General features: G+C 55.4%; 17 protein-coding genes and 2 tRNA genes. 6 read left to right on the top strand and 13 right to left on the bottom strand.

Features of this window, described 5'->3' with window-relative positions; genetic code table 11:
- Window positions 1-41 precede the first annotated feature (41 nt).
- Window positions 42-118: transfer RNA gene (locus tag ACFQDM_RS02425), tRNA-Met, on the top strand.
- On the opposite strand, the gene ACFQDM_RS02420 is transcribed toward ACFQDM_RS02425, so the two are convergent.
- The 6 genes from ACFQDM_RS02420 to ACFQDM_RS02395 form a co-directional block, all read right to left on the bottom strand.
- Window positions 97-1,605 (bottom strand): NAD(P)H-hydrate dehydratase, encoded by a 1,509-nt coding sequence (locus tag ACFQDM_RS02420; RefSeq protein ID WP_377374967.1) that lies wholly within the window; start codon window positions 1,603-1,605, stop codon window positions 97-99. The two genes, ACFQDM_RS02425 and ACFQDM_RS02420, sit on opposite strands and share 22 nt — an antisense overlap.
- A complete protein-coding gene (locus tag ACFQDM_RS02415; RefSeq protein ID WP_377374964.1) occupies window positions 1,602-2,198 on the bottom strand; it encodes a GNAT family N-acetyltransferase in 597 nt (198 codons plus the stop codon). Before ACFQDM_RS02415 ends, ACFQDM_RS02420 begins: the two co-directional genes overlap by 4 nt.
- Window positions 2,199-2,268: 70 nt before the next feature.
- Entirely contained in the window at window positions 2,269-3,495 is a 1,227-nt protein-coding gene (locus ACFQDM_RS02410; RefSeq protein ID WP_377374962.1) for a TetR family transcriptional regulator, read from the bottom strand.
- A 290-nt stretch (window positions 3,496-3,785) separates the two neighbouring features.
- Window positions 3,786-4,562, bottom strand: a complete 777-nt coding sequence (locus ACFQDM_RS02405) for an SDR family NAD(P)-dependent oxidoreductase (protein WP_377374959.1) — start codon at window positions 4,560-4,562, stop codon at window positions 3,786-3,788.
- 23 nt (window positions 4,563-4,585) lie between these two features.
- On the bottom strand, window positions 4,586-4,762 hold the full coding sequence (locus ACFQDM_RS02400) for a hypothetical protein (protein ID WP_377374956.1): 177 nt from the start codon (window positions 4,760-4,762) through the stop codon (window positions 4,586-4,588).
- 17 nt (window positions 4,763-4,779) lie between these two features.
- The gene (locus ACFQDM_RS02395; protein ID WP_377374954.1) at window positions 4,780-7,362 is read right to left on the bottom strand and encodes a TonB-dependent receptor domain-containing protein; all 2,583 of its coding nucleotides are present in this window, start codon (window positions 7,360-7,362) and stop codon (window positions 4,780-4,782) included.
- Here ACFQDM_RS02395 and ACFQDM_RS02390 point away from each other — a divergent pair.
- Window positions 7,361-7,648, top strand: a complete 288-nt coding sequence (locus ACFQDM_RS02390) for a hypothetical protein (RefSeq protein WP_377374952.1) — start codon at window positions 7,361-7,363, stop codon at window positions 7,646-7,648. The genes ACFQDM_RS02395 and ACFQDM_RS02390 overlap by 2 nt on opposite strands.
- Before the next feature lie 58 nt (window positions 7,649-7,706).
- On the opposite strand, the gene ACFQDM_RS02385 is transcribed toward ACFQDM_RS02390, so the two are convergent.
- The 3 genes from ACFQDM_RS02385 to ACFQDM_RS02375 all read right to left on the bottom strand — a co-directional run bounded on the left by ACFQDM_RS02385 (window position 7,707) and on the right by ACFQDM_RS02375 (window position 11,915).
- Window positions 7,707-8,354 (bottom strand): TetR/AcrR family transcriptional regulator, encoded by a 648-nt coding sequence (locus ACFQDM_RS02385; RefSeq protein WP_377374949.1) that lies wholly within the window; start codon window positions 8,352-8,354, stop codon window positions 7,707-7,709.
- Between the two features lie 68 nt (window positions 8,355-8,422).
- Window positions 8,423-10,522 carry a beta-glucosidase gene (locus ACFQDM_RS02380; RefSeq protein ID WP_377374946.1) on the bottom strand — a complete coding sequence of 700 codons (2,100 nt, stop codon included), beginning with the start codon at window positions 10,520-10,522 and terminating at the stop codon, window positions 8,423-8,425.
- Between the two features lie 16 nt (window positions 10,523-10,538).
- Window positions 10,539-11,915 carry an MFS transporter gene (locus ACFQDM_RS02375; protein ID WP_377374943.1) on the bottom strand — a complete coding sequence of 459 codons (1,377 nt, stop codon included), beginning with the start codon at window positions 11,913-11,915 and terminating at the stop codon, window positions 10,539-10,541.
- 301 nt (window positions 11,916-12,216) lie between these two features.
- On the opposite strand from ACFQDM_RS02375, the gene ACFQDM_RS02370 reads away from it, so the two are divergent.
- Entirely contained in the window at window positions 12,217-13,965 is a 1,749-nt protein-coding gene (locus tag ACFQDM_RS02370) for a CocE/NonD family hydrolase (RefSeq protein WP_377374941.1), read from the top strand.
- 44 nt (window positions 13,966-14,009) lie between these two features.
- Here ACFQDM_RS02370 and ACFQDM_RS02365 read toward each other — a convergent pair whose 3' ends face one another.
- The 3 genes from ACFQDM_RS02365 to ACFQDM_RS02355 all read right to left on the bottom strand — a co-directional run bounded on the left by ACFQDM_RS02365 (window position 14,010) and on the right by ACFQDM_RS02355 (window position 18,265).
- Window positions 14,010-14,870, bottom strand: coding sequence for an SDR family NAD(P)-dependent oxidoreductase (locus ACFQDM_RS02365; protein ID WP_377374938.1), 861 nt, complete (start codon window positions 14,868-14,870; stop codon window positions 14,010-14,012).
- Entirely contained in the window at window positions 14,867-16,348 is a 1,482-nt protein-coding gene (locus ACFQDM_RS02360) for a flavin-containing monooxygenase (protein ID WP_377374935.1), read from the bottom strand. The genes ACFQDM_RS02365 and ACFQDM_RS02360 overlap by 4 nt, the downstream gene beginning before the upstream one ends.
- Window positions 16,349-16,468: 120 nt before the next feature.
- Window positions 16,469-18,265 (bottom strand): carboxylesterase/lipase family protein, encoded by a 1,797-nt coding sequence (locus tag ACFQDM_RS02355; RefSeq protein WP_377374934.1) that lies wholly within the window; start codon window positions 18,263-18,265, stop codon window positions 16,469-16,471.
- Between the two features lie 376 nt (window positions 18,266-18,641).
- Here ACFQDM_RS02355 and ACFQDM_RS02350 point away from each other — a divergent pair, with 376 nt between their 5' ends.
- The 3 genes from ACFQDM_RS02350 to ACFQDM_RS02340 all read left to right on the top strand — a co-directional run bounded on the left by ACFQDM_RS02350 (window position 18,642) and on the right by ACFQDM_RS02340 (window position 25,129).
- Window positions 18,642-20,453 (top strand): long-chain-acyl-CoA synthetase, encoded by a 1,812-nt coding sequence (locus ACFQDM_RS02350; protein ID WP_377374931.1) that lies wholly within the window; start codon window positions 18,642-18,644, stop codon window positions 20,451-20,453.
- A gap of 14 nt (window positions 20,454-20,467) precedes the next feature.
- On the top strand, window positions 20,468-23,548 hold the full coding sequence (locus ACFQDM_RS02345; protein ID WP_377374928.1) for a glycosyl hydrolase: 3,081 nt from the start codon (window positions 20,468-20,470) through the stop codon (window positions 23,546-23,548).
- A gap of 723 nt (window positions 23,549-24,271) precedes the next feature.
- On the top strand, window positions 24,272-25,129 hold the full coding sequence (locus ACFQDM_RS02340) for an alpha/beta hydrolase (protein ID WP_377374925.1): 858 nt from the start codon (window positions 24,272-24,274) through the stop codon (window positions 25,127-25,129).
- A 146-nt stretch (window positions 25,130-25,275) separates the two neighbouring features.
- On the opposite strand, the gene ACFQDM_RS02335 is transcribed toward ACFQDM_RS02340, so the two are convergent.
- Window positions 25,276-25,352: transfer RNA gene (locus ACFQDM_RS02335), tRNA-Arg, on the bottom strand.
- Window positions 25,353-25,400: the final 48 nt, after the last annotated feature.

Genomic DNA, 25,400 nt, shown 5'->3' with positions numbered 1-25,400 from the left:
CTGGCAGTCTGGCGCGTATACAGCGCCCCTCATATCGGATTGGTTCGGTAGCTCAGCTGGTTAGAGCGCGCGACTCATAATCGCGAGGTCGGGAGTTCAAGTCTCCCCCGAACCACCAAATCTTTTTTTCAGCACAATCTTCAGTCCGTCTTCCAGGTCATCTGCCGTCAGGCCGGGGCCAAGCACATTAGCGGCTTCACCATGCAGCCAGACGCCAGCGCATGCTGCTTCGAATGCGGGCATATCCTGTGACCTGAGGCCGGTGATGATGCCCGTGAGCGTGTCGCCCGATCCTGCTGTTGCGAGGCATGGCGGCGCATTTGTGTTGATCACTGCGCGTCCATCAGGGGCTGCAATGACCGTGTCAGCGCCTTTGTAGACAATAATCGCGCCAGATTGCCGGGCTGCTTCAAGGGCCTCTTCGACCTTGCTTGTCTCGCTCATGTCGCCAAACAGTCGTTTGAATTCACCTGCGTGCGGCGTGAGGATGGCCGGCTCGTTCAAGGCTTTCAGGGCTGCGAAACTCGCATCTTCACGCTGAGAGAGCAGAGTCAGAGCGTCAGCGTCCAGAATGAGCCTGCGATCTGCCCTCAGCGCGATTGTCAGCTTCTCGTCCGCGTCTGTGGATGTTCCAAGCCCGGGACCAAGCGCGAGCGTTGTCAGGCGCGCATCGTCCAGAAGGTCTTTCAGGTCAGAGGCTGTTTCTGCAGGCCGCAGCATGATCGCTGTCACATGTGCGGCGTGAATGCGCAAAGCATCAGCGCTTCCGCAAAGCGAAACCAGGCCAGCACCGGTGCGCAGCGCGGCTTTCGCGGTCAGGCGTGATGCGCCGGTGGCAAATTCAGATCCGGACAGAATAAGGGCATGCCCCTTGCTGTATTTGTGACCCGTAAGGGACGGGGAGGGAAACTCTGCTCGCCACAAATCAGGATGGTTCTCATGAAGCTGGGCCTCAAGCTGTGTCAGTGCCGTCTGTGGAATGCCGATATCGCCAACAATCACGTCGCCGCAAAACTCGCGCCCCGGCAGGAGCAGGTGTCCTGGCTTCTTGCGGAAAAAGGTCACAGATGCGGTCGCTTGCACAACGGCGCCTTCTGCCTTCCCGGTGCGACCGGAAAGCCCGCTGGGAAGGTCGACAGCAATGATGGGGGCTGAAGCCGCATTCATGCGTCCGACAAGTTCGGCTGCTGTGCCTTCCAGGCCTCGGGAGAGGCCTGCTCCGAACAGGGCGTCAATCAGGAGGTCGCAATTGTCGAATGGAAAGGCTTCAAGCGGCGTGATTTTGCCCGGCCAGTCCGAAAACGCTTTGGCGGCATCACCCGTGAGCTTTGATGGGTCTCCGAGGAGGCCGACATGCACCTTCTTGCCAAGACTACGCAAGCGCTTTGCAACGACAAATCCATCGCCGCCATTGTTGCCGGGGCCGCACAGCACGCCGATGGTTTTTGACAGTGGATGGGTCCGCAGCGTGTACTCCAGTATACGCTCACCGGCCGCCAGCATGAGTGTGTAGCCCGGCGTTCCATGTTGAATGGCATATTGATCAGCTTTGCCCATCTCTTCGGGTGTCAGCAGAATGTGGGCGAGAGCGGTCGCTTGGGTCATTGGCTCAGCTTTCTGGTCCAGAACATGAGCGGTTTATAACGCTCTTCGGCCTCGTTGAGGTCTTTCCATGGGAAATGGCAGATCAGATCCTCGCGGCTTTGGTAGCCCCGTGATCTCCAGAAATTATCGAGCGAGCGATACGCGTCTGGTTTCAACGGGTGTTCATCAGGCCGCTGAACAGCGCAAAACGCCGTTAAAGTTGCGCCCCAGTCTTTTGCGGCCTGCTCACGCAGATCAAAGAAAGCGTGTCCAATACCGCGTCCGCGATGTTCGCTCAGCAGGACGGACTCGCCGAAATAAAAGATTTTATCGGTTGGAATGCCGGCTTCTGTGAAGGGCTTGCGAAAGTCTTCGTGCGTGTCAGGCATCGGTTCGGCGGTTGTGGCCCCGATGACCTCGCCATCGTCAATTGCCAGACCAACGCAGGCGTCTTCAGACTTTGCAAAATGGCCGAGATAATCGGTCTCGTTCTCCTGCGAGCCATCATAGATGTAAGGCCATTCCCGGAACACGCGGATCCGCAGACGGGCAATGTCCTGAATGGCAGGTGTTATCTCGTCCGGACCGCGCAGAACCTTGATTTCCAGTGTCATGTCAGTCCTCCAATTCCACTCAACAGATAGCAAGACCTGAGAGCGGAACAAGAAGATGCGCGCGGCGAGTTCAGGACGACGCCAGATAATATCGCCAGAAAGCGAGAAAATCCTGATTGCCCAGAACGCGCAGCTCTGGTCCGTCCAGATATTTGGAGCCGATCAGCCCGTAGCGAAACAGATATCCATCCAGCCGGTCGCAGCGCGGACTGACATCCTCCAGACGCGCGAGCATCTGTGTTGAGTGTGTGCCCATGAGCGCAAAAAGCGCGCGTGCGATGTCACGCATTGTGTCGATCTTGCTGCCCTGAAGCATGATGTCTTCCAGCGCGATGGCTGCAGGTGAGGTCACGGCGTTTGCTTTGGAGAGGCGTTGAACCAGCTTGTCGAAAAAGAAAGCCTGGGAATAGCCGTTCTCATTGCCCTTTGGCAGGCCGGAGCCTTTCAGCCCTTCGGCATATATATGCCGGAACGCGGCCATCAGGATATCCTGAAGGGTCTCGAAATGGTGCGTGGTAGATGACAGCGAAATGTTGGCGCGGTTGGCAATCGCGCGGTGAGACAAGCCCGAACATCCCTGCTCCAGAATGATCTCACTGGCTGTCAGGACAATTCGGTCGGCTGTTGAGCTGGGGTCGAGGTCTTTGCGATCGATCGGATTGATGTCGCTCGCAAGCGCAGGGCCCGCCGGCATGCCCGGCGAGCACGGCATGGTCAGCGGTTGCTTTTGTAAACGTTCGAAAAGACGCGATACGCAATCCTGTGTCCAGATCAGTTGCTCTGTTCCGGGGCAGGAGAGCAGGAGGCTGCGGCCAATGCCGGTCGTTGTTCCGCTAAGCGTTGGTGCCAGATCGACTGGCATCTCGATCTGCTCCAGAAAGGTTTCCCAGAATGCGATTTCCGGCTGTCGCCATTGATGCAGCAATTCTGGCAGGAAAGAGACCCGGTTTCCGACCAATTCAAACTCCCAGAGCGCGTTTGCATGCGCTCGGTAACGGGAAAAATGGTTCAGGATGACGGCGTTGCAAAAACGGACGCTCTGCTCTGGTCCGATCGTATGTTCCAGTAAGGCGTTACGGCGTTCTCGCCAGATATGCGCTTCCTGTTCGACCAGGCTGATGACCAGATCCTCGATAAAGCCGTCTCTGGAGCCAAATCGGTAGGAAATGCTGGAAGGGCTTATGTTTGCCTTTGCGGACAGGGCACGCAAAGACAGCGCGGATAATCCCGACGTATCGATAATCTCAAGGGCGTTGCCGAACAAAGTGTCCGACTCAAATTTACTCAGATATGGCATTGAAATGCGTGGTACGCGTGTTTTAAACAAAATTAAGTATAACTAAGCCGGTTATAGCCTGCTGACTTTTCGACGGCAAACTGCTTTTTCGCTCTCTTCAATTGAAACGGAATATTTTCGAAAAACTTCGAGAGAAGTTTTCAGCCATTACTTTGTGGCGCGTCTAATTATTTGAATTCAGCTGAGATTTATGATTGGGCAGTGCTGACTAAGTGTGAATGCTTGTCTGAAGGTTGATTTGAAAGGGGTCGGGTCGACCAGAAGCCCTGAGGGCTTCTGGTACAACTGTTCTAAAGAGGCATGAGGATGTGACCGCCATCGACCCGAATGGTCTCACCGGTCATGTATGCGCCAGCATCGGATGCCAGCAGCATGAGCGCGCCATCAAGCTCCTTGTGCTCGCCGAAGCGACGCATTGGAATACGCTTGCGCATGATGTCGCCATGCTCGGAGTCGAGATATTCATCATTGATCGCTGTTTTGAAATATCCTGGTGCAATCGCATTGACGCGGATGCCATAGCGGCAGATTTCCACGGCCATGACGCGGGTCATGTGATCGACAGCGGCCTTTGAGCCAGCATAGCCGACATTCATGAGCGCGGGCTGTAATGCCGTGATGGACGCAATGTTGATGATGGAACCCGGCTTCCCGGCGTCGAGCAGTGCCTTGGTCGCTGCCTTCGCGACGCGCCAGACACCCGTCATATTGGTGTCGATAATGCCTTGCCACTCTTCTTCCGTGGTATCCTGATACCAGCTGGCCTGTCCCACACCGGAATTGTTCACGACAATATCACATGGCCCGTCCAGTACTGATGCGATCACCTCAAAGGCGGCTTGCACGCTGTCGGCCTTGGTCACGTCCATAGCAACTGGCAGGGCTTTGCCACCTTTGGCGCGGATTTCCTCTGCCAGACTTTCCAGTTTTTCCAGGCGGCGCGCAGCCAAAACCACTTCTGCGCCCTGTTCAGCCAGCAGTCGGGCGAAGTGATCACCAAGGCCGCTGGATGCGCCGGTGACCAGCGCACGTTTGCCGGTCAGATTGAAAGCGTCTGTAAAAGTCATGAAGACCCCCCTCGTTTTTGTCATTAGATCTCGGGACTGATCAAAGGCGCAGCGCGCTGCTTGTCAATCATCAAGGCTGACAGGTCGAGGGGATTGGGAAAGCGGCCATAAAAAAACGTCAGGCCGATAAGGCCTGACGTCAGAAGGTAGAGGGAGGCTGGAATGATCGTCGAGCAATCCAGCCGGGTCGTACCGAGCAAACGCTCGATCGCGTTCGTCAGAACTTCTGACGAATTCCGAGATAGACGACCTGACCGAGTGTTGAGCCATTCGCATAGCCGTCAATGTCGTCGAAATATGGGGGATCCTCGTCGAACAGATTATCGACATTGATGCTGAGGATGGTGTCGTCGCGCCAGCCATTGCCAGGCAGGGTCAGGCGACCGCTCAGGTCGACGGTCGTGAACCCATCAACAGAAACGTCGGCTGAAGCATCATATCCGGCGGTGTGGTTGACGCGCATGGACAGCGATGCGTTGTCCTTGCTCCAGCCGAAATCAGCGACGAGCTGCAACTGGCTTGTGCCGAATTCGAGGCCATCAACAGTTGGTGCGCCTTCCGCCGCCTGGACGTCGCGGCCCAGCGTGTAGGTGCCCCAGATGCCAGCAGAAAGTTCGCCTGCCTCTGTTTCACGAGAATAGCGAACGCCGAAGTCGATACCGTCTGTTTTGACCGTCCCCAGATTGTTGCGGCGGGCATCCACCAGCAGGTAAGGGGAGGTGCCTTCAAACAGAGACTCCAGAGATGCTGCGTTCTCGATGCGCAGGCCTGCGCCGAGCGCCTGCACCTGCTCCAGGGTTGGGTTGATGGTGTAAAATGGTGTGTAGGCGTCAATCAGGAAGAAGCCCGGCTCGGTGACTGGTACAATGGCGATCTGATTGGTGAATTCGACATTGTAGTAAGTCAGGCTGACGAGCAGGCCTTGCAGCGCGCCATCCATGGGCAGCCAGTCGACGCCGAAGGAGTAGGTTTCGGCTTCTTCCGGATCGAGGTCCGGATTACCGCCGGCGAGAATGACCGTCGAACGGGCCAGATTGAGTGGGCTGTCACCGGGCGCGATATATGGGCTGATCGGAACAACCTGCACCCGCGTGTCGACGGCATCGCCCGTGTCGGCAAGTGATGGCGCGTGGAAGGAAGTCCCCCAACTGCCACGGAATGCGACATCATTGTTCGGTTTATAGGTAAAGCCGATTTTCGGATTGGTCGCATCGCCGACATCGCTATAGCTGTCATAGCGAACCGATAACGATGTATCGAAGGTGCCGTACGCCGCGCTATCCATCAGCGGGATCATGAGTTCGCCAAAAATGGAGGTGACATCACGGTCGTTTTCAGCGCCAAATAACTCTAGGTCTGAAGGCGGCCCCTGGCCTTGTCGCGCGTCAATCGACTCCTTCATGTACTCAAAGCCAATCGCTGCCTTTACGTCCTTGCCGTCGAAAGAAAAGGCTGTGCCGTCAGCGACGGTTCGGAATTGCAGCATCTCCTGATCATTATCGCCATAGACCTGAAAATCGCCGATGGCGGCCAGCGCGGCCGGATCAGAGGCGCTGACATCATAAGGGTTCAGCGCAAAGCCAGGGACCAGGCCGGACAGGGCGATTGCCTGCGAGACCTGATCAATCTGATTGGACCGCACTTCATTCGTGCTCTGACCGTAGGACAGCGAAGCATTAACCTGCCAGCTATTGGCAAAGTTGTAGGTCAGTTTCGGGTTGATCATCCATGCTGAAAGTTCGGTCGTACTGGCCAGCGCCGGTCCGAACACGTCCTCATAGGAAAACAGAACATTCTGGGATGTTTCGCCGAGAATTGACTGGAAATACGGGTTAGCGGCGGTGATGGTACCGGAGCCGCGGACACCGGTTCCGGTGCCCGGACCCTGTCCCTGATGCACGGTTTCACGGTCTGAATAATAACCGGTCAGTTCGAACAGAAGGCCGGGCTTCAGATCCTGGGTGAGTTTACCGAAAAGCCGGTTGTTTGTTTCTTCCGGATAGATCGTCAGGACGTCGGTTTCATCGCAGAAATTGGCGCCAGGCGTGAAGGTTGGCAGTGAAAACGGGATATCCATCGCAACCACAGTGCCCGGTGAGCAGTTCATGCTGCGATAGTCGGTGCTGCCCCGGTCTGTGTGATCCTGAAAGACGTAGTCTCGGTCGCTGCCGAACACATCGTCATGCTCGCTGTAATTATAGACGAGGTAAGCAGATCCGGAATCCCAGCTCGTGCCGCCAGCCAGCACGGCGTCGGTCGATTCATACGAATCTCCGAACCCTTTCTCTATGGCGAGGTCGAGACCATCAATTTCCTTCTTGGAAATGAAGTTGATTACGCCGCCAATCGCGTCAGATCCATAAATGGATGAGCCGCCATCCAGAACCACTTCCATGCGTCCAACCGAAAAGGGGGCGATCGCGGATGGATCCGGGGATGTTTGCAGAACGCCGCTGCCGACCATGCGCATCCCGTCAAGCAGGACCAACGTCGTTGAGCCGCCGGATACGCCGAGATTACGCAAATTCGGGCGGTTGAACGGGCTTGCGATGGTCGCGCCGGGTGTCGGGACGGTGTTAAAGGCGTTCGAGACCTGAGGCACGTTCGCCAGAAGATCGTTTGCAGAGGATGGCGAAATCTTGTCGATCAGGTCTTCGCCAATGGGAATGGTGTTCGTACCTGTTGGCGCAACGCCGCGAATAAGCGTGCCGGTGGATGCCGTAACGACAACCGTGTCCATTGTTGCGACGTCGTCTGTTTGCTCTTCGGTGGTGTTGTCCTGTGCCAACGCCGGCGACATGTTTGCCAATGCCAGCGCCGCGCTGAACATCATTGAAGAGCCGAGTAATTGGCTTCTTGAAAATTTCACTTGGTACTCCTCCCAATATTCATTCCGTTTGGAATTATTTTTTGCGCCCGCCATTCTGCTTTCCCAGGGCCGTGACAGGTCGGGCCGGGGCTTTGTCTTTGTCTGTCCCGAAGCCCTATTTGCGTTCGGGGGATGTGGTCAGCAGGTTATTACTCTCGCTATCTATAAGGACCGAAACAAAAAATTCCAATCGGAAAATTATTCCATATGGAATTAAATTGAGCAAGCGCGAATTGTGCGTCCTCTGGCTCGCAGAAATTATGCCTATGTGCGTGTTAGTTTTTGAAAATCAGGGCGATAACGGTATCGATATGCGCGTTGATGGCTTCATCTGACGTAATGTCGATCCCGTAGAGCGCATCCACCTCGTTCGAAAGGACGAAGGGTAAATGACACATGCCGACCACGCTATACAGAACCGAAACCGTCGAGAGTTTGCCGACATTGTCCGGCAGGGTTTCTTCTGCAAGCGACAGAATGGCCTCATGACCCGGACGAATGAAGTTGTTGGCGATCCAGTTCAGGCGCTCACCGCCACGAACGGATTCTGCGATCATGATGCGCAGATGGTTCGCGTTTTTCGCGCAGTAGAAAATGTATTTGCGCAGATAGATCTTCAGCCGCTCTTCAGGCGGCTGGCTTAAATCTTCTTCCGAAAGCTCAAGTTGGGCCCGTGTCCGGGCAAACATCTGACGAACCGTCTCGCGCCAGAGTTCATCCTTCGAACCGAAATGATAACGGATTGTCGTGTGGGTAACGCCCGCTGCGGCTGCGATGTCGCGCGTATTGGCCGTGTCATAGCCCTTTTCGGCAAAGACGTTATAGGCGACTTCGAGGATTTTGGCGCGTGTTTCGGCTGAACGGGCCTGAACCGGTTCTCTGACACGTTTTTGCGGTTTGTTTTTTATCTTATCTGCCGTCAACGTCGTTTCCCGGTTATCTGGTGAGGTGGCCTGCCATGTGCAGCAGGCCTGTTTGCCTCAGAAAAAAGCTAATTGCCGATTTCTTCAAGTCGAAAAGGAAGGATGTGATCCTGCGCTGTCACGCTGTCTGAACCTATTCGCATGGAATATTCAATGTCTTCCACAGCCCAGCGTCCTGCGGTCTCATCATAATAGGCGAGATCGTTTGCTGTGAGCTCAAACCGGATCGTTGCGGTTTCGCCGGGTGCCAGGGTGACGCGTTCAAAACGCTTCAGCAGGAAGGCTGGGCGATCAATCTGCGTGTTCTCAAATCCGACATAGCCCTGAACGATCTCATCACCGGTGCGGTCACCAATGTTGGTCACGTCGATCTCGAAGGCAATTTGCTCATCTGACGTCACCTTGCGCGCATTGGCATAGGAGAATCTGGTGTAGCTGAGTCCAAAGCCGAATGGGAAAGCGGGTTCTGCGTTCACCTTCGCGAGGTGCGAATAGCCATGATACAGATCGTAATCGATCTCCAGCGCGAACGCGTCGAAGAAAGGCAGGTCCTCAGCGCGCTTTGGAATGCCGAAGGGGAGCTTGCCGCCCGGATTGACATCACCAAAGACAGCGCGTGCGAAGGCGTGACCGCCCTCCATGCCCGGATACCAGATCATCATGATGGCTTCTGGTTTTGCCTTCCAGTCTTCCATGATGACGGCGCTGCCGGCCATAATTGAGACGAGCGTTTTGCTGTTTTCTTCGCAGACCGCTGAGATAAGGGCCTCGTCAGATGGAAGCAGGCGAAGGTCAGCGCGGTCGCCGCCACGTGATTCCATCTTTTCTTTGGAATCGAGGCCTTCCATTGCCTCATTGCCCGGAATGTATTCGCCCTCATTTTCCCAGGTGTAGCCCGCGGCAATCAGGCAGGCGTCGGCGGAAGCTGCCAGTTTCCGGGCTGCTTCGAGGTCGTCGCCGTCAAAGAATTCGAGCTTCACATCTGTCCCAACATAGGCCTCCAGCCCCTGCTTCAGGGTGACGGCGTAAGGCGGTGTGTTGCAGCTTGAGCCGCGGTCGCCGAGGTTTTGCAGGTCCATAAGCTTGCCGAAGCACGCGATGGTTTTCACCTCTGATTTGTTGAGTGGCAGCAATCCATCATTCTTGAGAAGCACAAAACTCTTTTCGGCAACTTCGCGGGCCAGATCTGTATGTGCGGTACAGGCCACATCCGCTTTCGCGTAATCGCGAGGATCGCTGGCGCGCGCGAACGTAAATTGCGTCCGCAGAATGCGCCGGATGGCGTCGTCGACAGCCTCTTGCGTGACCTCGCCTTTCTCGACCGCTTTGATCAGATGATCGCCAAAGAAAATCACGTCGGGATTTTCGATGTCCAGTCCGGCCTGCGCGGCGTCCGGCCCATAGGCGCCTTTCACCCAGTCTGAATGGACAAAGCCATTAAAGCCCCACTCGTCCTTCAGGATCTCGCGCAGCAAATGCGTGTTGTGCCCGCAATAATCGCCATTCACCTTGTTATAGGCGGACATGACGGATGCGCAGCCGGACTCGATGATGCGTTTGAAATGCGGCAGATAAACTTCGCGCATGGCGCGCTCGCTGACGCGGACATTCACTTCAAATCGTGAGTTTTCAACGCTGTTGAGGGCGAAGTGTTTGACCGTCGCGATGACATTGTGGCGTTGAATGCCTTCCGACAAGGCCGCGCCGAGTTCACCCAGAAGATAAGGGTCTTCGCCATAGGTTTCCTGGGCGCGCCCCCAGGCGGGATGACGCAAGAGGTTGACGCAAACCGCGCCTGAAAGCGTTGCGCCGATTGCGCGTGCTTCCGTTCCGATCACTTCACCGATGCGGCGCTCCAGGTCCGGATCCCAGGTTGCGCCGCGCGCCATGGACACCGGAAAGCTTGTAGCGGCTTCGCTGTGGCGCACGCCTCGCGGGCCATCCGTGAAATAGAGCGGCGGAATGCCCAAACGCTCGCATCCGCTGCCAGCCTCATAGGCCCGGCGGCCGAATTGTTTCTGGTCTTCACCGAAAAAGACTTCGAAAAAGCCATGCCCGTTCATCATCCAGACTTTCTCTTCCAGAGAAAGCTCTTCGATGATGGCGTTGATCTCGGCCTCAAGCTCGGGGTTGGTCGTATCGTTGAAAGCGGCGTGTGTGTCAGACATGAAAAGGTCTACCTTTTTATTGAGGTCGAGCTGAGATTTCGGCTTTGATCCGGGCATGCATCCGCTGATCGAGGCGGTAACGCTGCACGATCACGAGGCAGATCAGAGCCATGATGAAGGGAATGAGAGAGATCATCATTTTAAGGCCGGTGAGGGCCGTTTCGGTCTGCTCGGTATTGGCTTCATAGCCAAAGCCATCGAGCAGAAGTCCCGCGATCAGGGTCGCAACACCCAGCGCCAGCTTTTGCGCAAAGGCGACGGCGCCGAAAATGACAGACTCAGAGCGGATGCCGGTCTTCCATTGTCCGTATTCCACCGTGTCCGGCAGGGTGGACCAGGTGCTGAAATAGTTGGCGGCCGAGCCAATTGCGCCAAAGGCCAGAATGGGTAGGACGACCTGCGGAATTTCCAGAGGGTTCAGCCATAATGACAGCGTGGTGATCGCTGAAATGCTGATGCCGGATGTCCAGACCCAGCGCTTGCCAATCTTGGTGGAGGCCCAGCCCCAGATCGGTACGGCAATCAGAATGGTGACGGCGACGAGAAGTAGCGTCAGTCCTGTCAGGTGCTCTGCGCCAAGATTGTATTTCAGATAGTAAAGCACAGCCTTGCTGGAGATGGTTGCACCGATCATTCCGAACAGAATGATCGAGAAGGCCGTCCAGAAAGCGGAGTTCTTGGACAGCATGTGCAGTATGCTTTTGATGTCCGATGTTTCGTGATGGTCGTCGAGTTTCGGGTTCTCGCGGGTGTGGAAGACGCATGTTAGAACCGCCACCATGCCGATCACCGCATAAGCGATGGAAATGCGCTCAAAGCCGAGTTTCAGATCGCCGTCGCCAAGAAGGGCTGCGCCGTCACGGGTGAAGGCTGCAATCACAATCCCGGCGATCGAGGCAAAGACCATGCGATGCACGGCAAGTGCGCCGCGCTCGTCAGAATCCTGAGTCATGCGCGCAGAGAGAGAGCTGTAGGGAACGCTGACGACGGTGTAGAAGGTGCGGAAGACCAGCTGCGTGCCAAGCGCGTACAGGGCCAGATAGGTTTCCGGACCAGATGGCGCGTGAAACATCAGCACGAATGATACGGCAAGCGGGAGCGCGCCAACCAGAAGGTAAGGGCGGAAGCGGCCAAATCGCGTGCGGGTTCGTTCTGCAACAACGCCAATCAGCGGATCGGTGATGGTGTCCCACACCATCGCGCCGAAAATGATCAGGCCGGCCATCGTGTTCGAAATGCCAACGACGTCTGTGTAAAAGAACATGGCGAACAGATTCGTCATGTTCCAGAACACGTTGATTCCGAAATCACCTATTCCAAAGCCAATGCGTCTGCGGAAGCCGAGTTGTGGTGCAGCGCGCGCGGCGAAGCCGTGTTGATCAAGCATGCTCATGGCGTGCGGGGGTCCGCTGAGCCCATTCGATCTTCCTCCCAATTGGTATCTTTTTATCGGCCTGATCTGGCCAGGCGGCCAAAATGTTTCCAAATGGAATAAAAATCAACCCATCATCCCTCGACAAATCAGAAATTCTAACCAATTCTGCGCCCCGTGCCGTGGGGTGACCTTCGGGCTAATAGATATAAAAATAAATAAAAACAGTAAAATATATCGAATATGTGAGTTCGGTTCACAGAGTGTATTCAGCCTGAAAAGTCTGGTCCTGTGTGTTCCATATGGAATTATAGGGAAGAAAATGACACGTTTGCGCACAGTTGGTTTGGCCGTTCTGAGTGTATTGCTGTTGGCGGCACTCATGGTGTTTCTGTTCCGTGGAATGATCGGTTCGGCATTCATCACCCACTTCACGAAAGACTTTATTGGTCCGAGGCCTGCCTTTGAGACTTCTGCGAGACCTGTCACCTCTGAATGGGTTGAGATGCGTGATGGCACGCAGCTCTTCACGCGGGTCTATCTGCCGAAAGGGGAGGGACCGTGGCCAACTCTGCTGGTACGGGATGCCTATCAGTTCCAGCGTTTTCTGACCTGTCACTATTACGTCCGTTACGGTTTCGCCTGTGTGCATCAGGACGTACGTGGGCAAGGGGAATCAGAGGGCGAGTGGTATCCAATCAAGCATGAAGCAAGCGATGGGCAGGACACGTTGAGCTGGTTGCTGCAACAGGATTTTCAGGATGGGAATCTGGCGCTGATCGGCGGCTCATATTTGGGGCTGGCGCAATGGGCGGTGGCTGCGTCCCTTCCCGAGGAAGTGAAAACCATCGTTCCGACCACGTCGCATGGCGACTTCTATGAGATGATCTACCGGAACGGAAATTTTACGCAGGGGGTCGCAGGGCTCTGGGCGGCAGAGATTTTCTACCCTCTGGCGGAGAAGCAGGATGCTGCTGATCGCTGGATGGCCGAGATCGTGCCTGTTCGCCCGGCAAATGATGCGCCGCGTGATTTGTTCAAGGGGGCCTGGGCTTCCTATGCCGACTACATCGCACACCCAGACAAGGCAGACCCATACTGGCAGCAGGACTTCTATACGGACCTTCGCGGCGCGCATCACTCAGTCGATGTGCCTGTGCTCTGGATTGCGCGTTGGCATGATTTCTTTCTGGAAGGCACGCTGTCGAATTTCACCGAACTTCCAAGCCGGGACGAGAGCCTATTGCTCATTCAGCCGGGGCAGCATGCGGGCCTGACGGCTGATCTGAATTACAACAATATCGATTTTACAGAGTTTGCGACCACACTGGACTGGCTAAATCACCATCTGAAGGGGGCGCCTCTACCTGATGATCTGTCAGGGCGCGTGGTTTATTACGAGAATGGCGCCGATGCATGGGGCGCAGGAGATGTCTGGCCCCCAGAGGGTGGCGAGAGTCTTTCGCTCCATTTGACGCAATTATCTGATGCGAGCCATTGCGGTGGGGTGTTGAGTTCTCGCATGCCGGAAGGTGATGCGGCGCCTGCTCGTTTTTCCTATGACCCGGCTCGTCCCGTGCCGACGAAAGGCGGGGCCTTCATGCTCAACCCGAACTTTGCTCCTTCGGCGGTCACGGAGCAGGGTGACGAGGCGTGCGCGCGTGATGACGTGCTGAACTTCCGCTCGGATGCGTTTGCCAACGGGCTCCACATTGCTGGAGACATTCGCGTTGATCTCGCCATTTCGACATCCGCGCCTGATACGATTTTTACGGTCAAGCTGTCTGAAGTCTTTGCCGATGGCCGTGTGTGGAACATTCGGGATGACATCACGACCTTGAGCGCAGCAGGGGTTACCGGTCCGGGTGAGGCAGAAATCACGCTTGATCTCGCACCGATTGATTGGGTGCTTCAGCCGGGATCGAAGCTGCGTCTGGATATCTCGTCTTCGAATTTTCCGGCTTTTCCGGCGCATTCGAACAAGTCAGGTCTCTGGAGTGACGTTGAGAGCGTTGAACTCGCCGATCAGATGGTCGCTGGTGGCGTGCTGTCGCTGAGCGTCATCCGATAAACCGGGCTCTGGCGCTCCTCAGGAGGGAGCGCCAGCGGGGCGTCTCAGCCCGCTTTGCGGGAGACACGCTGCATCGTCTGGACGACCAGTTTGATGTAGGAGGATGGCAGGACGCGCGCGAGAATATCGAGCCGCTTCGCATCGGGCGTCACAATGATCCGGTGCTTGTTTCTGGCGACACCTTTCAGAATATCCATGGCAGCGTCTCGCGCCGGATAGGTAAGAAACTTTTCCTGATAGATCTTGCGTAGCTTCGCGGCCTGTTTCTGCGTTTCAGGACTGCCGGATTCCGTTTCATCCGGACGGGCGTTCGCGATGTTTGTCTTCACACCACCAGGGTGGACCACAACGATCTGAATTTGCTCTCCGCGCATCATCGCATCTGCACGCATTGCTTCGGTGAGCCCGCGCACGGCAAATTTGGTTGTGCAGTAAATCGCAACATTTGGCTGCGCCAGAAAGCCGTTCAGGCTTGAAATATTGACGAGTTTGCCACGTCCGGAGTGGGTCAGTATCGGCAGAAAGGCTCGCGACATGTGCAGCACGCCATTGAGATTGATGTCCATGACCCGATCAATGACCTTGTCCGGGGTCTGGGCAATGGAAACTCCTCCGCCCGATATTCCGGCATTGTTGTAGAGCTGATCGACCCGTCCGAAACGCTGAAGCAACTGGTCGGGATAGTTATAGATGGCCGTTCGGTCTGATACGTCCAGATATTGGCTATGAACTTCAACGCCCAGATCCTTCAGCATGGCTTCGGTTTCAGCCAGGCCGATCTCATTGACGTCGGAAATCGCCAGTCTCGCACCATGTTCGCCGAGGCAAATGGCCAGTTCACGCCCAATGCCACTTGCTGCGCCGGTAACAACGCAGACCTGACCTTCGTATGTCTCTTTCATCATTCGGCGGCTTCCTGGGTATGCATTTGTTCTGGATTTGAGAGTTTGAGTTCGGGCTGCAAAACCTCGCGCGTTCTGAAGGCCTTCCGGTCGACCATGAAGCTGTCATTCATTTCCCACGGAAAGCCTTTGCCTTGCTTGGGCAGCATGTCGGCTGCGCGTTTGACATAGCCGGCATCGAAATCGAGGAGGGGGCGGTTCTGGCTTTCGTCGGCAGGCCGCATGGGTGTGCAGATACTGGCGCCTTGCTCATCCATCTTGTCGAGGAGTTCGCAGAAATGTTCGCAGACCAGTCCGACTTTCAACGTCCATGAAGAGTTCGTATAGCCCTGCGCGAAACAGAAATTCGGAACGCCATCGAGCATCATGCCGCGATAGACTAGCTTTTCGCCTGTTTCGACAGGCACGTTATCGACGGTCAGTTCCACGCCGCCGAACATTTGCAGTTTCAGCCCTGTTGCCAGAATGATCGCGTCCGCTTCAACCCGTTCGCCAGTCGTCATTTGCACGCCTTCAGGGATGAATTGATCAATCTGACCTGTGACGATCGAGACTTTCTCTTTGCGAATGTCTGAGAAAAAGTCGGCGTCCGGTACGGCGCACAAACGTTGGTCCCAGGGATTATAAGGCGGGTTGAAGTGCGTCTTGATCGGGTAATCTTCCGGTAGGTGTCGCTTGTTCATCCGCATGATGGTTTTGCGCGCATGCTTCGGAAAAGTCTGGCAATAAAGGTAGAACAGACGCTGAATGCGAATGTTCTTCCAGCGTGTCAGCGCATGAGCTGTTTTTGCCGGCAGCCATTTTCGAAAAAACAGGGCCAGCTTATCCTGCTTGGGTCTCGGCACGATATAGGTCGGTGTGCGCTGGATCTGTGTGACGTGGGCGGCCTTGTCCGTCATGGAGGGGACAATGGTGACGGCCGTCGCGCCGCTTCCGATCACGGCAATGTGCTTGCCTGAATAGTCGAAATCTTCCGGCCAGAACTGTGGGTGGATGATGGGACCTTCAAAGCGCTCCTCATTTTCGAAGTGCGGTCTGAAGCCGTGCTCATAGTCGTAATAGCCCGCTGCGCCGAAAATCCATCGCGCAAAAAATTGCGTTCCATCTTCCACGGTGACGGTCCAATAGCCTCTCTGGCTGTTCCAGTCGGCGGTCAGGACCTTCTGTCCGAAATCAATACGGTTCTCGAGATCGTATTCCTCGACAGTTTCATTCAGGTATTCGAGAATTTCCCCGGCCGATGCAATCGAGTTCGGGCTATCCCATGGCTTGAAGGCATAGGAAAACGTGTAGAGGTCAGAGTCGGATCGGATGCCTGGATACCGAAACAGATCCCAGGTGCCTCCGATGCGCTCTCGCGCTTCCAGAATACGCCAGTTTCGGTAAGGCTGCTCTCGGGTCAGGTAGCATGCGCAGCCAATTCCGGAGACGCCTGCGCCGATGATGAGAACATCCAGAATATCGTTCGCCTTATCCGGCATGGCGGAGTTCCTTCAGAGTGAATGGTCAAATGGGTGATCAGCGAAAAAGCTGCCGCCCCGACGATGGCAGAAGCCATGCCGGGACGGCGACAGTTCCTGGAGGAAAGGGAATTGCAGCGCTCATGAGGTGCAGTAGCGCTCAGAAAGTGCGGTGAATGGATCGGTTGGCGCGCTTTGTGATGCGGCAATCATTTTCATCACTCCGGCGATCTCACAGCGTTGTGCGTCATTGATGAAACGGGGATCGACGATGAAGGCCTCGGCTATGTCCTGAGGTGTTTCGCGGACGACTTGCGTGCGAAGCCCGCCATCCGCTTCACTGTCCAGGATTAGGGTTTTTTGCCCTTCAGACCAGGCTGGCCAGTCTGGCTGACTTTCGACGTCTGGATCGAAGTCATGAGCGAAGCTCGCCCAATAGGACATCATGCGGCTGGATAATACGCGTCTGGATTCGGCGGTCTCATCCTTGAAGAAGGCCTTGTCGTCCAGAAAGGGGAGGCGAAAGTCGCCCGACACGAAATTGACGTCGAGGGCGTGAACAGCTCCGATCAGCAATGAGATATCGGAGAACATGAAGCTGCCTTGTTCATCCCAGTCAAAGCGATAGGTGAAAGTCGGAGATTCCAGTTCTTCAGCGCGGCGATCTGCGATCTGCTGAACCCCCAGTGACGCCCAGAGCCGGGAAGGATGCTCGCCAGACGCGATGTAGGCATCCTTGTCGATCGGGCGAAACAACACGCCCATTTTCTTTTTGGTGAAAGCTTCATTTTCCATCGCGAAAATGCGTGTTTCGTCACGATTGGTTCCGATGAGCAAAGGTATATCCCGGGAGGTGATCCGCGGGTCATGGCCCTCAGCACCTGTCCGCCGAATTGGGATCAGAACGCCGTCAGCTGTATTGTCGATACTGTTGATCTGATCACCGCCTGTTTCCGGATCGAGAAGCGCCAGATAGGCGTCATACAGAGCTTCGGGATCAAGTGATCGCAGCGTTGCAGAAAATGCTTCACTGTCTGTTCCCGCCGTTTCGGGGAGGCTGCCGTCTTTTTGAAGTTGCGAAATGGCTTCTCCAGATGAATAGCCCCGGCGATCATCCTCATTTGACGGGCCGTGCTCTGCTTCTTTCAGGGTGTAAGTGTTGAAACCTGCGCTCTGGATAATCGCGGCATCGAACAGGCCTTCGGACTGCGGCGCCATCATCAGGGCAGAAATATTAAATCCGCCTGCGGACTCGCCGAAAATGGTCACTTTGTCCGGGTCGCCACCAAAAGCCGCGATGTTCGTCTGAACCCATTCCAGGCCCTGCATCAGATCGAGCAGTCCGAAATTCATGGATTCGTCGAGTTCCGTTTCAGCCGTATCTCGAAGCGCCTCATGGCTGAACCAACCCATTGGGCCAAGCCTGTAATTCAGCGCGACAACGATGACGTCTTCTTGCGCGGTCAGCTGGCTATAGTCGTACTGACCCGCATAACCGGTCGCATTGCCACCGCCATGAACCCAGACCATCACGGGCAGGGGCTCGTTCGATGCCGTTTCAGGTGCCCAGATATTCAGGTAGAGACAATCTTCGCTCCCCACCAGATCGCCGGCTTTGCCGGGCAGAATGCTGGGTGAGTTGATCTGCAGGCAGGCGTGATCGGGAGTATCTGCGATCAGCGGTGCGCCGAAGGGCATTGCCGGCCGCGGCGCACGCCATCTCAAATCACCGACAGGAGGGCTGGCAAATGGGATGCCGAGCCAGGCTCTGCTCTTGTTTTCCAGATTGCGTACGCCGGTGAGGTCGCCTTGTTCAATGGAAACACGGGTCTCATCAGCCACGTCATAGGCGTGATCATTCTGCGAAGCAGATCCGCAGGCTGACAGCCCCGCTGTAATCAACAGCGCTGCGGCGATGAGCCATGGTTTGTCCGACATTTTTCCACCCGATAGCATTATTATAAAACATTCCAATTGGAATATAATTGCATGCGGAGATCTGCAAATCAACTCGCGTTATTGGACTATTGTCATCTCTGCGAGCGGTCGGACACACAGGCGTATCAAAGGTCCCCAACTGAACGGCGTCGCATATTAATGCTGACTTTTTCAATTTTCGGAGCGCGATGGCACGCGACTGCAAGCCTTGGAATTAGAAAAATTCACGCCATGCATGGACAGAAGAAGAATGCCTCTCTAGGACTTGCAAAACAATTCCATTTGGAAAGTAATATCTTCTGTCAGAGCTGCTCTTGAGGTGAAGTTCTGCGGAGAAGGGCTTTCGCACCGTTCGGCGGAAGCATGGGAGGAAGTTATGGAAGAACGCCTATCGTTTCTGCGCCGTCTGCAGAGCGACATGCGCTATATTTTTGGCTTGCGCGAGGTTGGGGAACGAACCGGTCAGTTCACGCCGGAAGGTGCGTTGCTCGTCCCGGACTGTCTTGAGCGTAGCGTCGACCAGTTCGGTGGGAATACAGCCTTCGTTTTCGAGGGACGGGATTCAAGTTATGGCGACCTGGATGTCAGGGCCAATCGCTTTGCTCATTGGGCGAGCGCAAAAGGCTGGCGCGCCGGAGACACAATTGCCGTCTTTCTTGATAACAGACCGGATGTGGTCGGCCTCTGGTTCGGGCTATCCAAGCTTGGGGTCACCGTCGCGCTGATAAACTCTCATTTGTCTGGAAAAGGTCTGGTCCACTGCATTGAGAGCGCGAACGCACAGGCTGTCGTCACCTGTCATGAATTGGCTACCGTGCTGGATGAGGCGATGTCGGCAGAGCGTGCCACCTATCCACGATATGTGCTCGGCGATGGTGAGCTCTCGGACAACGCGCTTGATGAATTCAGTTCGAGCCGTCCTGACAGGTCCTTGCGCGGCCATCTCAAGGGCAAGGACGTTGCGCTTCTGATCTACACATCCGGTACGACGGGCCTTCCAAAAGCAGCACGGATGAGCCATTCGCGCTGTCTGAACATGATGTCCGCCTTGATTGGCCCGACCAAGGTAACGCCTCACGACCGCATCTATGAAACTTTGCCGCTATATCACGGCACGACGGGGCTCTGCGGCGTCGGTGTGGCGCTGCTCAGTGGGGCGGCGATTGTTTTACGCCGGAAGTTTTCGGCAGGTTCTTTCTGGGAAGAGGTCTGCGAAAGCGGTGCGACCATGTTCGTGTATGTCGGCGAAGTGTGTCGATACCTGATGAACCGTCCGCCATCGGAGCTGGAACGCCAGCACGATATCCGCTGTATCTTCGGAAATGGATTGCGAAAAGACGTCTGGGAAGAGCTCAGTGAGCGAACCGGGATAACCCACATTGTGGAGTTCTACGGTTCGACCGAAGGCAACATCTCTTTGCTCAATCTCGATTCCCGACCTGGAGCGGTTGGTCGGGTACCACCGCTCATCCGAAATCGGCTTCCTGTTCGTGTCGTTGCCGTCGAGCCGGAAACCGGCGAAGCCTTACGAGGGGCTGATGGCCTCTGCCGCGAGGTCGAAGCCGGTGAGCCGGGTGAGGCGATTGGCGAGATCAGGCTTGATGATGCCCGCTGGCGATTTGACGGCTACAGCGACAAGGCAGCCACGGAGAAAAAGATCTTACGGGACGTGTTCAAGCCCGGCGATGCATGGTTTCGTTCCGGTGATCTGATGAAGCAGGACCGCGATGGCTATTTCTATTTTGTCGATCGCATGGGTGACACATTCCGCTGGAAGTCTGAGAATGTCTCGACGAGTGAGGTTGAGCAGGTTGTAAATGCCTTTTCAGGTGTGGATGTCAGCGCGGTCTATGGCGTGGAAGTACCGGGAAACGAAGGCCGGGCTGGTATGGCTGCAATCTGTGTGAATGAGGCGTTCGATCCGGCGGATTTCTATCGTCATGTCGATGCAGAACTGCCCGCCTATGCAAGGCCGGTTTTTCTGAGAATTGTTGCAGATCAGTTTCTGACGGGCACCATGAAGATCCGGAAAACCGAAGCCAAACAGCAATCCTACGAGCTGGTTGAAAATGGCGGCGAGGTACTGGTCGCTGATCCGGCGAAGAAAACCTACAGGCCGCTGACGCATGAAGATCTGCAAAGTCTTCGCGATGGTCACTTACCCGGCCCGGCGCCGAAAAACACATAGGGATGGGCCCAGTCATGAAGATACTGAAATGGATCGGATTTACCGTTCTGGGCCTTTGCGTTGTCGGCGCGCTGGTCGCGGGCGGCGGCTTTTTCTGGCTGAAAGGGCAGTTGAAGCAGGCAATGGCACCGCAAGAGGTGAATGAGGCTGTACCATCACTTCATACCTATTTGCGTGACACGCCGCCGAGCGGCACCGCATTTGCGTATGACAATCTACAGGGCTTTCGATCAGTAGATCAGTTGTTTGAGCAGAAGACGGCGCGTCCCTGGACACGTTGGTGGTGGCCGGGCGGCGATGTGGATGCCGCGCGTGCCTGCGAGCAATTGGCACGTCTGGAATCCATGGGGTTCGGCGGTGTTGAAATCCAGTCTTTCAATGCCGGTCTGATGTTTATCGAGGACGAAGGGACACAGTCAGCCATCAATGCTTTCGGCACGGATGCGTATCACGACACTCTGGCTGAGGTGATGGTGTGCGCTCGAGCGGCCAATATGCAGGTCTATCTCAACCATTTGAGCGGCTGGCCGGCAGGTGGGCCAGAGGTGCCTGTCGATGAAGGCATGAAAGAACTCACATTTGCGGAAATCGCGGTGAAAGGTGGTGAGCCCGTTGAACTGAAGCTGCCGGTCCCCCAGCCAGGCTATAATGACTACATCATGGCGATTGGCGAGCGCCTGATGGGCTTCGATCTGACCAATTTTGTGGTCGAAGAGCGAAACCTTCTGTCCGTTGTCGCCGGACGCCCTATCCGCGGGGAACGGTCCGGCAATCCGCTGGATGCCACGGATACGATTGAACTTGATCCGGAGTCGATCATCGTTCTGACCGATCAGGTTAAAGACGAAACACTAAGCTGGAGCGCACCTGAAGGCGATTGGCTCGTCATTGCTGTCTATGTACAGCCCTCTGGTGAAGCACCAACACTGATCGCGTCCGAACGTGCAGGCTATGTGATTGACCACATGGATGCAGATATTGTTCGCGGCCATTATGAATATGCCTATGGTGCGCGTTCGGGGCTGGAGCCGTATTACGGCAATCCCTTTGCGGGCTTTTTCAATGACAGTCTGGAATTCAAGATTTCCAGATTTGCCGCAAATGACATTCTGGACGCCTTTGAAGTACGCAGGGGATATGACCTCGAGCCTTTCCTGCCGATACTGTTTCGCCCGGCGCGGGATAATTTCTTCATCACAGAGACCATGCGGCACCGGCCTGCTGATGAATTTTACCTGACTGATCTCGATGAGCGTGTTCGCTACGATTATCAGGAGACGATTTCAGACCTTATCATTGAGCGCTTTGTTGAAACGAGCGCTGAGTGGGCAGAAACGCGCGGGCTGGTCTCCAAAGGGCAATCCTATGGCGCAGATTTCGACGTCATTCGCGCAATGGGCCAGAACACCATGCCAGAGAGCGAGCAGCTCTTCGCAGGCGGCGGTGAAACCGTGTTGAAAATGGCGAGCGCATCCGGGGATCTTTATGACCGACCCATCATCTCTGCTGAATCCTTCGTCTGGTACAAACTCGCCTATGGCGTTGCACCAGCGCAGCTGAAAATGGCGGCTGACAAGCTGTTTGCGTCGGGGATCAATCAGATCATCTATCACGGCATTCCTTACGGACCGGAAGGTGAGGCGTATGACGCATATTTCGGTGAGCTCGACTGGTACCCGTTCAGTGGACCGAAGAATGATAGCAATTTCTCTGGAAATTACGGGCCAGATTCGCCGGTCTGGAACATCCTGCCAGAACTGAACACCTATCTGACCTCTGTTCAGACATTGCTTCAGTCTGGTCGTCAACAATCTGATGTCTTCATCTATTATCCGTTTCTTGGATTCCCGCATGAGATCGAAGATTCAGAGGCGTTTTCGGAAGAGTTTCTGTTCATGGGGCAAATGCCGGGCGCAGCCCCCCGTGCCCACGAGCCGCCTATGGATATTCCTTTCGTGAAACTGCCTGATCTCACAGAGGAAGAGAAAAAGGATGTCCGTCTTCGCTGGCTGGAGCGCGTAAAGCCCTTGCTGGATGAGCTCAACGCGGCGGGGTTTAGCTGGACCTGGATCAATGATGAAGCGCTGACGCGCATTGACCGTATTGCGGGCCCAAAGGCTGGCGTTGTGATCGCGGACGCGCCATGGATTCAACGAGACGCGCTTGAGGCTCTGGCATCCTGGGACGGACATCAGGAGCGGCTGGTCTTTTGGGGCGCACTTCCTGAACAACAACCCGGCTTCAAAGGTCACGTTGCCAATGATGACTGGATTGCGAAGAGCGTTTCTGAATTGTCAGTGGGGCGGAGTCTCGAAGCTGTGGAAAGCGTCTCGGATCATTTCACGCCGCGCCTCGGCTATCAGGGGCGTTTTCCCGATATGAGGCGTTATACCCGGATTCTGGAAAACGGCGCCGAGCTTCACTTCCTGTTCAATCAGTCAGAAACAGGACAAGAGCTGTCGCTGGTTTCTGGTGCATCGTTCGCCAATGCCTATTGGTTTGATCCGGTTGATCGCGCGCTTTCGGTGGCGGTTCCTGACGAGGCGGGGCAGTTCTCACTCTATCTGGATGGTCTGGAAACCCGGTTTCTCGTGCTGTCTTCTGAACCCATGCAGGGTGCAGTGGAGGGCGGCAGCACCGACATCATGTCTTCGACCCTCTTGAATGGCTGGACGCTCCAGGTGGGAGAGGACACGCGCGAATATGAGCTTCTTCTGACAGATCTTCGTGAGGATGACGCTCTGCGCTATAAAGCTGACGCGCTGGTCTACAGAACGGATTTTACTGTGGATGGCGCGAGCTCATGCAATTGTCGATACGAGCTGAATCTTGATCGTGTGGCAGGCGTTGCGACGGTTCGTCTGAACGGGGACGATCTGGGTTCTGTCAGCCTCCCTCCATTCCGGCTGGATATCTCGCAGTCGCTTCAGGACGGTTTGAATGAACTTGAAATCACCGTTCAGCAGCCCTTGCGCAATCAGATGGTCGGTCGCGCGGTCGCGGGCGACGAGCTGTTCGCTCATATGTCTCAGCATGAAAATGCGCTCAGCGCGATGGGGCTGATTGGGCAGGTCCGGCTCGAAAAGCGCCGGTAAACTCGAACTGTGTCGGAACGAAAAAGCGGTATCGAAAGATGCCGCTTTTTTCGGTTTCCTGTCACGAGAGAAGCTCAGTCACATTGCGGATGAATTTCGCTTCCCGGACGGGCGGATCTTTAAATTGTAAAAACATGTATTGCATTTTGGGGTAGCCGCCTGCCATCCTGCCTGAGGATATGCGAGCTGAAGTCCTGTTTTTTGAAATGCCATCAAACCAAAAGGAAATTGGACCTTCTGCACTCGATATTCACCGCCAACACCGTCCCGATGTCTGCGTCAGAGCTTGAAGTCATCGTCAGGGAGGGGCGAAATAAAAGGTTTTGGATTGAAATGAAGCACGTATCCATATTCGGTGCAGTGGTTGCCAGTATCATCACGATGTTCGCTATCGGCTCGGGGGGCAGCTCGAATGCATGGGCAGATACCTCCGAAGTGACTTTTGCTGATGTTCTACAATTCAAGGCAAGCACGCCATGCGAACGCGTGGATGCCGAAATAGATGAATCTTTTCCGGCTTCTTTTCAGAGTATCTGGCGTGATGCCCGCGCGCTCTGCCAAATCGAAGCGCCTTTACCCACCAGTCTCGACACATTGACTTGGCACAATCCCAGAGTCGCAACGCTCTCGTCAGGCTCTAACTTCCACGTTTTCGTGGTAAGCGAGGACGCGCCGACACTCTGTTGTTCTATATGGTCTGAAAGCCTGAAACAGGTAGATGGCATGGCTCTGTGGGTTGCCAGCTTTCGCGTGCAGGATCTCGACAAGGCATCGTTTTCTTTCGAAGTCCATGATCGCGATGGTCAGAAGATCGCCGACACGGTTTTCTACGGCGGTGGCCAGTTTGCGCCTCCGGGTTTTGAGGGCGTGATACGTCGCTTTTCTCTCGAAGATCCGAAAAATGATGAGCGTCGGCAGATCTTTGTTTACTTTCCACCTGAGGACCTGGTCGGCCCTGCCGAACGGACCGTAGTGCTCCTTGATGGTGAGAGTATTTTCGACTTCGCCTATCACATCGAGAAAGCGATTTCTGCTGACGGGTTATCGCCCATAGCTATCATTGGAATCACGTCAGGTCCCTTCGCGGTCGAAGGCAATGCAGCTGGCGGGATACGGTCTCAGGAGTACCGACCTGCAACGCGTGAAGATTCGCCACGATTCGACAATTACGTTGATTTTGTCACGAAAACGGTCATCCCGTGGGCGGGATCGGATTTGTCCTTGCCATCAACCCCTGAGGCTATGACCATTGCGGGCTTTTCGGATGGTGCGCAGTTTGCCGCCTGGATGCTCAAGGAGCACGCCGCGTCATTCCGGAGCGCAATCATCATGTCACCTGGCGAACAGGTCGCCAAGCTGTCAGACCCGCTTCCTGCGGATGCAATCGCATATGTCAGCGCAGGACTCTATGAGCCAGCATTTCTTTCGGCTGCTCGAGCAACACGTCAGCGCTTCGAGGGCGCGGGAGTGACCGTCGCTCTTCAAATCGTGCATGCTGGACATGACACGTCCAACTGGACGCACGCTCTGATCAAAGGACTGTATGCGACTGAGAAAGCGCCGAACGATATGTCTGATTGAACTCAAGGCCAATCAGGGCATGAGAGCGATAAGTGCCCGTTTTTACGTGACTTGAGTTCCCGGATCTCGACAAAGTTCCTGAGAACTCCCTGAGGGTGCCGACGTTACCAGCATCTTGGAAACAGAAACAAAGATGAGGGAGAAAATGGCGGACTGGGGAGGATTCGAACCCCCGACCCCTTGGTTCGTAGCCAAGTACTCTATCCAACTGAGCTACCAGTCCGCGCCGAGAGGGCGGTCAATACCGAAGGGCGCAGGGAAAGGCAAGCGC

The sequence above is a fragment of the Ponticaulis profundi genome (assembly GCF_042659465.1).
Lineage (GTDB): Bacteria > Pseudomonadota > Alphaproteobacteria > Caulobacterales > Hyphomonadaceae > Ponticaulis > Ponticaulis profundi.
Note: the sequence above shows the minus strand (reverse complement) of the source record. Positions and strands in the feature narration are given on the sequence as shown.